This is a genomic window from Pedobacter sp. PF22-3 (assembly GCF_026239555.1).
GTDB lineage: Bacteria > Bacteroidota > Bacteroidia > Sphingobacteriales > Sphingobacteriaceae > Pedobacter.
On sequence record NZ_JAPIVP010000009.1, the window covers coordinates 169,851 to 182,105 of the forward strand.

12 protein-coding genes are annotated in these 12,255 nt (G+C 36.2%); 2 read left to right on the forward strand and 10 right to left on the reverse strand.

Going from position 1 to position 12,255, the window contains the following annotated elements:
• Positions 1–11: 11 nt before the first annotated feature.
• From OQX63_RS13430 to OQX63_RS13460, 7 genes are all read right to left on the reverse strand, one after another.
• A complete protein-coding gene (locus OQX63_RS13430; RefSeq protein WP_265851377.1) occupies positions 12–1,385 on the reverse strand; it encodes an NAD-dependent succinate-semialdehyde dehydrogenase in 1,374 nt (457 codons plus the stop codon).
• A 55-nt stretch (positions 1,386–1,440) separates the two neighbouring features.
• Positions 1,441–2,586 (reverse strand): PAS domain-containing sensor histidine kinase, encoded by a 1,146-nt coding sequence (locus OQX63_RS13435; RefSeq protein ID WP_265851378.1) that lies wholly within the window; start codon positions 2,584–2,586, stop codon positions 1,441–1,443.
• 579 nt (positions 2,587–3,165) lie between these two features.
• The gene (locus OQX63_RS13440; protein ID WP_265851379.1) at positions 3,166–3,363 is read right to left on the reverse strand and encodes a hypothetical protein; all 198 of its coding nucleotides are present in this window, start codon (positions 3,361–3,363) and stop codon (positions 3,166–3,168) included.
• A gap of 429 nt (positions 3,364–3,792) precedes the next feature.
• On the reverse strand, positions 3,793–4,089 hold the full coding sequence (locus OQX63_RS13445; RefSeq protein ID WP_265851380.1) for a Dabb family protein: 297 nt from the start codon (positions 4,087–4,089) through the stop codon (positions 3,793–3,795).
• A 48-nt stretch (positions 4,090–4,137) separates the two neighbouring features.
• On the reverse strand, positions 4,138–6,834 hold the full coding sequence (gene ligD / locus OQX63_RS13450; protein WP_265851381.1) for a DNA ligase D: 2,697 nt from the start codon (positions 6,832–6,834) through the stop codon (positions 4,138–4,140).
• An 11-nt stretch (positions 6,835–6,845) separates the two neighbouring features.
• Positions 6,846–7,019, reverse strand: a complete 174-nt coding sequence (locus tag OQX63_RS13455; protein ID WP_265851382.1) for a DUF3606 domain-containing protein — start codon at positions 7,017–7,019, stop codon at positions 6,846–6,848.
• 105 nt (positions 7,020–7,124) lie between these two features.
• Positions 7,125–8,336, reverse strand: coding sequence for a glycosyltransferase family 87 protein (locus OQX63_RS13460; RefSeq protein ID WP_265851383.1), 1,212 nt, complete (start codon positions 8,334–8,336; stop codon positions 7,125–7,127).
• Positions 8,337–8,623: 287 nt separating this feature from the next.
• Here OQX63_RS13460 and OQX63_RS13465 point away from each other — a divergent pair, with 287 nt between their 5' ends.
• Together OQX63_RS13465 and OQX63_RS13470 are read left to right on the forward strand one after the other, a co-directional pair.
• Entirely contained in the window at positions 8,624–8,845 is a 222-nt protein-coding gene (locus OQX63_RS13465; protein ID WP_265851384.1) for a DUF3606 domain-containing protein, read from the forward strand.
• A 7-nt stretch (positions 8,846–8,852) separates the two neighbouring features.
• A complete protein-coding gene (locus tag OQX63_RS13470; RefSeq protein WP_265851385.1) occupies positions 8,853–9,050 on the forward strand; it encodes a hypothetical protein in 198 nt (65 codons plus the stop codon).
• A 1-nt stretch (position 9,051) separates the two neighbouring features.
• Here OQX63_RS13470 and OQX63_RS13475 read toward each other — a convergent pair whose 3' ends face one another.
• The 3 genes from OQX63_RS13475 to OQX63_RS13485 form a co-directional block, all read right to left on the reverse strand.
• The gene (locus tag OQX63_RS13475) at positions 9,052–10,188 is read right to left on the reverse strand and encodes a serine hydrolase domain-containing protein (RefSeq protein WP_265851386.1); all 1,137 of its coding nucleotides are present in this window, start codon (positions 10,186–10,188) and stop codon (positions 9,052–9,054) included.
• Positions 10,189–10,370: 182 nt separating this feature from the next.
• Positions 10,371–10,832 (reverse strand): VOC family protein, encoded by a 462-nt coding sequence (locus OQX63_RS13480; protein ID WP_265851387.1) that lies wholly within the window; start codon positions 10,830–10,832, stop codon positions 10,371–10,373.
• A gap of 224 nt (positions 10,833–11,056) precedes the next feature.
• Positions 11,057–11,884 (reverse strand): aldo/keto reductase, encoded by an 828-nt coding sequence (locus OQX63_RS13485; RefSeq protein ID WP_265851388.1) that lies wholly within the window; start codon positions 11,882–11,884, stop codon positions 11,057–11,059.
• Positions 11,885–12,255 lie beyond the last annotated feature (371 nt).

Consider the following 12,255-nt stretch of genomic DNA (forward strand, 5'->3'; position numbering starts at 1 on the left):
ATAGGATATTATTATTTGATGTACACTGTTTTAATATTCACGAACTCATGAATACCAAACATACTTAACTCGCGCCCGTAACCGGATTGATTGATGCCGCCAAATGGAAGAGCAGCATCTGATTTTACACCTTCGTTCACAAAACAAGAACCTGCAGCAAGTTTATTTCGGGCAATATCTTCCGCAAGTGCTGCATTTTCAGTAAAAACGGCTGCCCCCAATCCAAAATTGGTATCGTTAGCAATGTAGATCGCATCATCAGTATCTTTTGCAGTGATGATAGCAGCTACCGGTCCAAATATCTCCTCATCATATGCCAGTACACCCTTTTTTACATTGTTTAAAATTGTAGGCTGGTAATAAGCATGCTTGCCATCCATAACTGGAATTTTTCCTCCCAGAATACATTCAGCCCCCTGTTCTATACTTTTTAAAACCTGCTGATGTAATTCATCCCGTAGTTCTGCCCTAGCCATCGGACCAAGATCTGTATCAGACTTTAATGGATCGCCAGTTTTTTTACTTTCCATTTCGGCTTTAAAAAGTTGGGTAAATTTTTCTTCTACCGATGCTATTACAATGAAGCGTTTGGCTGCAATGCAACTTTGTCCGTTATTAATTAACCTGGCTTCTGCACATACTTTCGCTGCTTTTTCTAAATCGGCATCCTCCAAGATAATATATGGATCGCTACCCCCTAGTTCCAGTACCGTTTTCTTAATCAATTTACCAGCTTGTTCTGCTACTTTTTTACCAGCTTCAGTACTTCCGGTTAGCGTTACCGCTTTGATATGTGGATTTTCGATTACTGTTGAAATAGCCTTACTGCTACAGATTAACGTTTTAAAAATATCTTTAGGAAATCCAGCATCTTCGATTACCTTTTCTATTTCGAGCGCACAGCCTGTAACTCCTGATGAATGTTTTAACACACCGCCATTGCCAGCCATTAATGCAGGAGCAAGAAAGCGAAATACTTGCCAGAATGGGAAATTCCAAGGCATAATGGCCAATACAACACCAACTGGCTGAAAACTCACATAACTTTTGGATGCACTTATACTGATGATTTGATCAGCTAAAAATTCCGCTCCATTTTTAGCATAATATTCGCAAACAGAAGCACACTTAAGAATTTCGGACACACCAGCTTTTAATGGTTTACCCATTTCTAAAGCCATCAGTTCGGCCAATTGATCTTTGCGTTCATTTAAGATCTTTGATACCTGTAACAGCATCCTGGAACGGGTTTGAAAATCAGTTTCTCTGTAACTTAACCAGGCCTGGTGCACCTGATCAATTTTCTGATCAATCGCGTTTTCAGTATGTTCCTGGTAATTTTTTATGATTGACCCGTTTACAGGGTTTATTGATGAAATGCTCATTTGACTATAACAAACGAGCATTTTAAATTGTGTTTTTTATTTGAATATTATTAGGCTACGAAGCAAGCGGAATACAGAAATGAAAAGTAGAACCTACACCATAGTCGCTCTCTGCCCAGATTTTACCCTGATGCAAATTTATAATCTCAGCACTGAGGTATAAACCTATTCCAAAACCCGAAATGGTTTTGGTTTGCAGGCTTTCTACTCGATAAAACCGGTCGAAAAGTTTTTCAATATCATGAGCTTTTATGCCAATGCCTTGATCGGTTACAGAAACATGTACTTCATTCGCGCTAGTTTCAGATTGGACCAAAATTGTGCTATTTAGATCTGAATATTTTACGGCATTGCTAATCAGATTTGAAATAACGGAACCAATTTTATCCTTATCTCCATAAATTAATTTACGATCTCCTGATTCAAAATCGATCTGATTGGTTGGATAAATCAATCTTAAATCTTCTACCACATCCAGAATTACTTTATCAACATCAAAATTTGACAGGTTCAATTGGACTTCTCCTGATTCTAAACGCGATACATTTAAAAAAGAACTGATTAATGTACTCATTTTCCTGATCTGCTTTTGTACTTTGGTCAGTGTATTTACTACAAAAAGATCTGTTAAACCCCTACTCTGTAATAATTGTATGTAAGCACTGATGGAAGTTAAGGGTGTTTTCAGTTCATGGCTTACCATACTGATAAAATCATTTTTTTGCTGCTCTTCCTTTATGCTGATTAATATCTGTTCCTGATCTAGTGCTTCGCGTTGCAGTTCAGTTTCCTGAATAACTTTTTTCGCTTTTACCATATCGGTAACATCGCTTGCAGTATGGAGAATGCAATAAGGTATTCCAGAATTATCTTTAATGGCCCTGTATTCGTAAGTATAATAGGCGGTTTGTAATTTTCCATCCCTCATCGTTTCAGCCGGGACGGCATCGCCCTTATCCGTAATGCCTGTTAGCAGCACATTTTTTAAGATGTTGATAAAGGGCTGTCCTTTTAACTCAGGCACTGCATCTTCCAGGGGTTTGCCAACGATAGACCGGTCTTTACCCCAAAAATCAATCATGGCATCATTAGCCATTTCGATTACAATATGCTCTGAAGTGTATATGGCTGTCGCATCTTTTGATAAGAAAAGAACCTCTAAAAGCTGATCATTACTTAAAACCTTTGAATAACTTTCCATATATGGGGTAGAAATTAAAACTCGACTATACTGATATGCTTAATAAATCAAATTAACTAAGTATCATACAAGTTAACTTCATAAATGTTTCGCTATCCGTTAAATTAATGGTTTTGTCTAATCCAAATTAATCTGTCGCTCAATCCTTAAAATAATAAGCGCCAATATATCTGGTCTTGCGGTCAGAAGTCTTTCGAGGGCATTAAGTAAAGATTATACTTACAACCAGTAATTAACATTAACGAAAGTTTAGTACAAGAGAAATTAGACATCATGTTTTATTTGTTATTGATGCTGATCAAATCAGAGTAACCAGCAATGCCTTCGGCTATGGTAAAGATGCCAAGGTGTTTAATACAAGATTGCCAGGATGATTGAAAATGTTAGTTTGATTGGCTAAATCAAATTGCTCCGCGCCAGTTTCTGACCGCATTATCCTATAGATTCTAATTATAAATAGCATATATACCACCAGACATAATCATCCAGAATAGTATTCTATCAAACAAGATTAGCTAAGACATGGCAATTAAAATTTTAGCTATCACTCGATCAACCAATAGGTTAAACTCATAAAAATCACATAATGATTAATATGGTACCCGATTTAGATAATTTAAAGTAATAATGATATTCGCCGCGGCGCTTTATCTTTTCAATCTCACATACTTTGCCAGACTTGCCATATTCATCAAATAAAAAATCACCAATTTTAATTTTGTCCAATTGGTTTATATCGAGAGAGGCTCTCTTAATTAATGTAGCTTTTTTTTCCATGATGATCGCGTTTTGAGGTATTTACGTATTCTAAAACGCTTTGGTTTTACTATACTACAAATTACTTACAAATAGACACTCAAACATACAAAAATGTAAATTAATTTAAAATTAAAAGTAAAATAAATAATACTAAAATGTAGTAATTAAATTCACACTCTTATCATTCATCGAGCGCTAAATTTGTATCATGAGGTGAGATTTATGAAATAAGCCTATTCCAAAGTGAAGAATTCTCCAAAAAAGAAATTAATTGATATTTGCTTTCACTTTAATAGAATCTATTAAAAAAATAACATTTTCTTCCATTTCATTAGCCTATTAATGAACAGAAACAATCAGTTTTTGCTTCGATTGAATTTCCCTTCATATTCTGCAATCATTAGATAAAAAAAAATGCCTCCGGTTTATCGATCGAAGGCATTTTTGTTAGGCTGCGTCGTAAATGACAACCTTTTCAAAGTAAGTTCTGAATTCATCTAAAAAAGCTTTGTGCAATGGATGAACCTGGTAAACATCATGCGCGGCCAAATCTTCAAATAATAAAAACAGGCTAAAGGTGTAAGTGGTATCTACCACAGCACGCTCAATTGGTGCAGGCACACCAATATGAAAAGTTTTAATAACTTCTATATTTTCTAATGTTTGTAAGCTATTGCGAAAAGCAACTTTCTGCTCATCGGTGGTATCGGCTTTTAGCCAGAATAAAACGTGGTGTGCTATCATTTTAATATTTTTGCCAAATATAATGAAAGCCTTAAAAAAGCTGGATATTTATCCAAAAACACTTTTAGCTTTATCTACAGCCTTCATTAAATCTATTCCTTTACCTAATACCCCTTTAAACAGATCGCCTTCAACTTTCAAACGATCAATGGCATTAAAAATATTAAAATCTTTCATTTTTAAACCCGGCTTAACCTCATCCCAATGTAATGGCATAGATACCGTTGCACCTATTTTTGGACGTAAAGAATACGGGCCAGCTATGGTTGCTCCTGGTCTGTTCTGTAAAAAATCGAGATACATTTTTCCTTTTCGGGCACTGATCATCCGCTCCAGAGAAGTATATTCTGGTATTTGTTGATGTACCAGGTTAACCACTATTTTGGCAAACATCTGGCTTTGCTCGTAACTATATTTGGCATTTAACGGAATATAAATATGCATGCCGGTTGAACCTGATGTTTTGCAATAACTGGGAACATCGATGGCATCCAATACCTTTTTGGTTTCTAACGCCGTCGCTACCACCTGATTGAAAGACTGTTTATCAGGGTCTAAATCAATTACGCAATAATCGGGATGATCGGGGCTTTGTGTCCGGCTAAACCAAGGATTCATTTCTATACAACCTAAACTGGCCATCCAAAGCAAAGAAGCTTCGTCTGTTCCCACAAGATATTCTTTTTTTTCCCCTTCTCCATTTTCGTAAGGAAAAGTTTCAGCCCAATCCGGCGCTTTTCCCTTTACATCTTTCTGGTAAAAACTAGCGCCATGAATGCCACCAGGAAAGCGGTTGAGTGACTGCGGGCGATCTTTAAGATAGGGTAAAATATATTCAGCAACCTGATAGTAGTAATTGAACATATCTCTTTTTGTCACCTTATCTTCAGGCCAATATACTTTACTCAGGTTAGTAAATTTAAGTTCATGGCCTTTAATTTTGCGTACTTGAGTTTCATCTTTCGGATTCAATAAAGTTTTAGGGACTTTGCCTTCTGGTGCTTTTATTGCCTTTGCATGTGTGTTTTGCGTTTCAGTATCATCAAGAACTGCTGGTGTAGACACTCCCACTTCTCTAGCCACTTCTTTGGCTTTTTTATCTTCGCGCATGCCCTTAAAAGATGGATGACGGAAAACACCATCATCAGTTACTTCCGTAAAAGAAACTTCGCATACCAATTCGGGTTTTAACCAGGTGGCTTTTGCCTTTGGCGGATTGGGTCTGAAACGAGAAGGTTTATTTACATCGGGGATACTTTCAAAAGGGCTCTTATCTACAATAATCGGTTTAAACTGCGCCATCATTGTTTTTTGCAACTTATCTGAAAATCCCGTACCTACTTTGCCTACATATTGCAGCTTTCCCTTTTCGTAAACACCAAGGAGCAGGGAACTGAAAGATTTTGTTGTATCGGCATTTTTAGTGAAACCGGCAATAACAACCTCCTGCCGCTTATGTACTTTAATTTTAAGCCACTCTTTGGATCTGTAGTTTGCACTATAGGTGCTACTTATTTTTTTTGCGATGATCCCCTCCAGGCCCATTCTTCCGGCTGCATCAAAAAAATCGATACCACTAGCCCTAAAAACTTTACCTAAACGCACCCGATCATCGTTAGTGGGCAAAATCTCATTTAATATAGACTGACGTTGGTTAAGCTGCAGGTCCATCAGGTTCTTACCTTCATACCAAAGAATATCGAACACATAAAAAACAAGTTCACCATCTGCTTCGCTTCTCCAATTCTGGAGTGAGCCAAAATTAGATATACCTTTTTCATTTAATACCAAAATTTCGCCATCAAACACCGCATTTATTTTCCAATCTGAAAGCAGATCGTAAATAGGATAAAATTTTTCGTTAAAAGATTTATTATTTCTCGACAACAAATCAACCTTTCCCTTATTTAGAAATGCCAGGGCACGATAACCGTCCCATTTTACCTCATACTGCCAATCCGGATCGTCAAAAGGTTCATTAACAAGCGTAGCCAACATGGGTTTTATGCCTTGGGGAATAGCCGATTTTGGTGCTTTTTTAAGGATGCTTTTAATATCAACAATTACTTCATCGCCAACTGGTTTGATTTCTTTTTTTCCTTTTTGCTTCGGGCTTTTTTTTTCCGTTTTTAAATCCTGCTCCTTGCCTGCTTTCCAAACCTTATCTGATGTTTCTTCCATCTTTTCGATTGTTTTACCGGAAAGTACAGATTTATCTTCTTTGGTAATGTCCTTTACAGATGCATGGTCATCTTTATGTTTGATTAGCAGCCAGCCGTTTTCACCCATGCCATTTGTTTTAACCAGGGCAAATTCGCCTTGAAGTTTCTCTCCATTAAGCTTGATTTTTAAAGAACCATCTTTTAACTGACTTAATAAATGTTTTTCCTGCGCCTTTTTGCCTTTAATGGTTTCTATTGGCTCATATGTACCCTTATCCCATACAATAACAGTTCCGCCACCATATTCACCCTGTGGTATAATGCCTTCAAAATCTTTATAATCGTATGGATGATCTTCTACCATCATGGCCAGGCGTTTAATTTTGGGATCGGTTGATGGACCTTTTGGTACAGCCCAGCTCTTTAAAACACCTTCCATTTCGAGTCTGAAATCGTAGTGTAACCTCGAAGCATCATGTTTTTGAATTACAAAATGTAATTTATTCTTATCGCTGCTTTTGCCCGACTTCGGTTCGGCAGTTTTGGAGAAATCGCGTTTGGAAACATACTTTTTCAGACTCATAAATTAATATTTTACTTTTTTAAATAATCTTCCACTGTGCTGGCAGATGTGCCAACCGTTTCTACTACAGCTTTCAGTTTTTCTTTGCTTATTCCAAATTTGGCAGACCAATAATCTAGCTCATAACCTTCATGAATGTTGATCCGCGTACGATCAGCACTACCTGCTTTTTGTTTATTATCCATAATTTTTTTGATTAGACAGTTATAAAACAGCCCCATAACAAAAAAGGTTTTAACACCTGTTTTTGCAAACAGACATTAAAACCTAAAAAAATAAACATTAAAAATTTAATCTATTAGCGCAGTAACCATTTCCGGTTCTGTTTCTTCTGCAAAAGAATATCTATTATTGGTTGCATTATAAATAATCCTTAACCACACCAGGAAATAAGGAAAACTAATGATCACTAAAGACAAAGGATGTGATTTGGCAAAGACCGGAAATAACAATAAAGGGAAATTACATGTAATGACCAGTAAAATAGGTAATACTATCTTTTTCATCAACTCATTCTTTTCTTTCACATACCATACGCCTACCCCAATAATCGAAATGATAAAAGTGCAATCTTCGGCTCCTGTGCTAAACAATATTGGAAAAATCAATACCGATGACAGAATCATTAACTGGAAACTGCTTTTTTTGAAACGCGATAGGTTTATAAAAGGCAAAATAAACAATCCGGCACCCAGGCTCAGAAATAAGAAATTCGGTATTTTCTTTGCATTTAAAATTTCCCTAAAGAAACCCATAATGGAAATATCGATCCCACCTCCTGATACATTAACTATATTTTTATTTATTAATGAGTTTTTCCAATCTACATAACTGTGAATTACATAATGAGGAGAAGCGATAAGCATAGGCAATAAAAATATTAATACCGACCATAAAACCAACCATAAGATAAATGACTGCTTATGCTTAGAAAAAAAGAAAAAAACCAGGCCAACAATGCCGTATAATTTAATAAAGGTTCCCAATACAATACAAAGCGCAGACCATATACCTTTATCTTTGTATAGCAGTGTATAACTTAACACCATCAATGCGCCTGCTCCGGCATTAAACTGCTGGTTAAGCATTGATTCAATTAAGCAGGGAATGGCAATGTAACCTATAGCTATTTTTTGATCCTCGATTAATGGCAATGTTTGTACGGCCTTAAAAAGCAGTAAACAATTAAACAGATTCCATAACAATAATCCTATCCAATTATGGAAAATTGCAAATGGGGCAATTAGCACGCTAAAAATCGGGCCATAATGATTGGCATCATCATGGTAAGCCGGATAATTTGCATAAAGTGAACGCTCATGCAGTAAGTTTCTAAATGTATTTTCAAAAATCAGGTAATTATTATAACGGTTTGTGATCCAAGAATCTATGACAAAAATCAAGGTAATTAAAACCCAGAGAAATAATACAAACCGATTATCCTGATAAAATTTACGATTCGGAGATAGACGTTTATCGTTTGGTAGAAAATAACTTATCATTTGTAAAAAATATATTACAATACAATAATAAAGATGTAAATTGACAAAACCTAATGTTTCAAAATGAAGATTACTCTTCTGAGTGCTAATGCTCATGCAAAAAAATCTAAATAAGTTTAATTGTGCATTTAATCTTATTCTGAGCGACCCTAAACCTGGGTATGGCTAAAATTTAACCTTTTTGAGCGATCCAATTATTATTTTTTCTGAGAATTTACTGACAAATCACGAAAACTAAACGGAACCTATTCTGTTTCTACATATGATTACTAACCAAAATTTATAAAATGGAATATCAACTAAATTCGATGAATTCGAGAAAAGAATTTGTCGATATTGCAGACGAGCAAGACCGCAACTATTGGGCCGCCAGATTAGGCATCAGCACTGAAAAACTTAAATCAGCAGTAAAAGCATTACACAGCATGGAATTCTCCAAACTGAAGGAACATTTCATGATGGAAAAAGTTAAATCTGGAAGTACTTACCAACGCTTTGTGAACCAATAATAGAGAGATGGATTTTAAAAATGAAAGCAAAAATGCGTTGACAGTTGATCAACCCATTACCAACCACACCCATTTAGTTGACCTACAGCCAGTTAAAAGTGTTTTAGATCAGAAAGTGAAGGGAAACAATCTCAGTCATCCAAAAGCAGGTTTCAGAACTTTAACCACTTTCTTTAATAAGAATGGTTTATCTAGCCTACTATAAGTTATTTAATAAAAGATTGGTATAAACTATTTATTGCCGCACGACTGAAATCAGGAAATCCATCTGTGTAGGTTGCATCTATTCCATTGGTAATAATCACGAAGCCAAATTTTTCTTTAGGATTAAAGAACATGGTACTGTGTAAACCGTAGGCTGAACCGCTATGGCCTTTCAGCTTAACTCCTGGTATAAGGTGATCTGCAGTTCTAATGGCTAAGCCATAGCCTTCATCAGCTGTTAAGGCCGTTTGCATTTTTTTTGCACTTTTCTTACTTATTATTTTTATACCATTTGAGGTGCCATAATTCATGTGCATGATCATGTACTTAGCTAAATCATGAGCAGAAATTTTCATTCCTCCTGTTGGTGAAAAAACCGGCGTAGAATATCCCATCACGTAGTCAGCAATTTCTGTGCGCCTTGGTGCATAAGCGCTTGAAGAAAGTGTATAAGTTTTGGTATCATCATGATATTCGTACAGATTCACAAAACGTGTACTATCTAAAGAATCGACACAGTAACCTGCATAAAGACCCAAAGGCTTTATTACGTGTTTTTTAATATAATTATCGAAACGTTCGCCAGATTGCTTCTCGATAATGGCACCAACCAGGTTAAAATTAAGATTACAGTAATCAAATTTGCTGCCTGGAGCATAATCGTTATAACATTTTGCCCAGTTTGGATTTTTACCAGGATTAAGCACATCGAAATTTAAATATCCCTGCGAATCGTTTAAACTGGACGTATGAGATAAAGCCATTTTTAAAGTGATTTTCTGATCGGGAAATTTTGGATTCCTGATTTTAAAACCTACTAAATCTCCAAAATCATCATCAAGTGAAATTTTGCCTGCCTCTACCAGTTGCATAATGGCTGTTGCTGAAAAAGATTTAGATATTGAGGCAATCCTAAAAATATCATTATCGTTTAAAGGCATTTTTTTCTCTAAATCTTTTAAACCAAATGAGTGGTTATAAATAATCTGGCCATCTTTAACTACGGCTACTGAAGCACCAACAGCATTATATTTATTCATTACAGATTTAAAATCTGCTTCAGCTTCTTTCTGCTGTGCTTTTGATGGTGCGATTAAACCAACGATCAGGAAAAACGCATAAAAGTATTTAAATTTCATAGGCTTGTAGGATATGGATAAACATACATGATATGAGGTTGTATGGTAAACCCTAAGTTTATGGAAGTACCTCTTTTAAATGTTTTAAGGGCCTTCCGATAATTCGTCAAGCTCAGCACAGGCTAAGCTCAACGTGACAACTTAAAGGCGAAATTACAAGTTATACAACCTTCATTAAAATTTTACTTGTCGTCGTTTACTTCTAGCCAGTGTCCATCAGGATCTTTAAAATAAATCTGTTTTACACCATCAACCCTGAGCGTAATTCCTTTTTCTTTTCCAGCCCAATCTTCGAAGCTTATATTTAAGGCGTTTAGTTTCTTTACAAAATCATCAACCGATGGAACACTGAAACACAAGTGCCCGTTTTTATCAAAAGTTTCATTACCTTTTGCACCTTGTATGAGGTGCAGCTGTCCGGCCGGCCCTAAAGTGAACCAGGTATGGCGATTATCTTTAAAAGGTTCAGGAATTATTTTAAGATTGAATACACTTTCGTAAAAACTAGTTGCTTTGCCCAGATCGGAAACATAAACAGCAATATGATTTAAAATAGCAGGTGTGTTTTCTGGTTTATTTTGCGCCATAGTTTTTTGAGCGGTAATAGAAAATAGAATAGCAACGGTTAGAATGATTTGTTTCATTTTTAAATATCATACTAAAATGCGAATAATGGTAATTAAAATGCTTCCGTCATGTCTTATTTACAAATGCAATTTTAGAAGTGGGCAGGAAAAGATCCTGCGCTGCGCTTAGGATGACACGTTTTAATAAAAAAAGGTCTTAGCGAGACGCTAAAACCTCTAAATAGGCTAAAGACCTGTAAAAAAAAGATTCTTCGCTGCGCTCAGAATGACACCACTTCTCCTTAATTTGCTAAGCTTTCAAATTCTTCTTCAGTCAATTCAATTTCTGCAGCTTTTAAGTTTTCTTTTAAGTGTTCTACAGATTTCGTTCCCGGGATTAAAAGAATATTTGATGATCTTTTTAATAACCACGCTAAAGCAATCTGAGCAGTGGTTGCTTTATGTTTTTCGGCAATCACTTGAATCTTATCGGCTAGTTTATGCGGACCGGAAGCTAACGGGAACCATGGAATAAAGGCCAGACCTTGTTCTGCCGTAAAATCTAAAACACGCTCCCATTGCCTATTACCAAGATTGTATAAATTTTGAACAGAAACTACCGGAAGGATGTCCTGCACTTGTTTAATCTGGTCGATAGTTACTTCCGATAAACCTACATTTTTTATTTTACCCTCTTTTACGGCTTCTGCCACGGGTGCCAAGGTTTTGGCAACATCAACATTGGGATCTATGCGGTGCAGTTGCCATAAATCAATTGAATCTACTTTTAAACGCTGCAAACTTCCTTCAATATCCTGTCTAATTTTTTCAGGTGCACCATTGGGTACCCAATTGTTTGGGCCTGGTCGGTCAAAACCGCCTTTAGTTGCAATAAAAAGATCTTTTTGAAAAGGCGATAAAGCATCGGCAATAAGCGATTCATTAAACTTTGGTCCGTAAGCCTCTGCAGTATCAATAAAATTAACGCCATTTGCAACTGCTTCTCGCAAAACGGTAATTGCATTTTCGCGGTCTTCTACCTCACCAAAAACACCATTACCGGTTAACTGCATTGCGCCATAACCTAAACGGTTAACTTCTAATTCGCCAAATTTAAATGTTGTTTCCATTTTATTTCAGATATGATGATAAATTCTATGATAAACATAACCACATGCTGATGGCATTGTTTGCCAAACGAATTTTATGATAAATAAATGAACAAAGGGTAAAAGGGCTATTGTAAGGCGGGTGCTGGTTGTAACGATAAACTGTTCACAGATCAAAAAAGAAAAGTTATCATTTAATGTATACGCTAATAGCGATCGTTGTAAGATTGCTTCCCCGAAAATCGGGGCAGGCTATCGGGTGAAAAAGCCTTCTCGCATCCGATTGCTATCGGATGACGATACCGCGAGGTATTCAACGCCTATTAGAAACGAGCGTTAGTAGCTATAAAGATTCTTCGCTGCGCTCAGAATGACAAAAAAGAAAAAGGCTG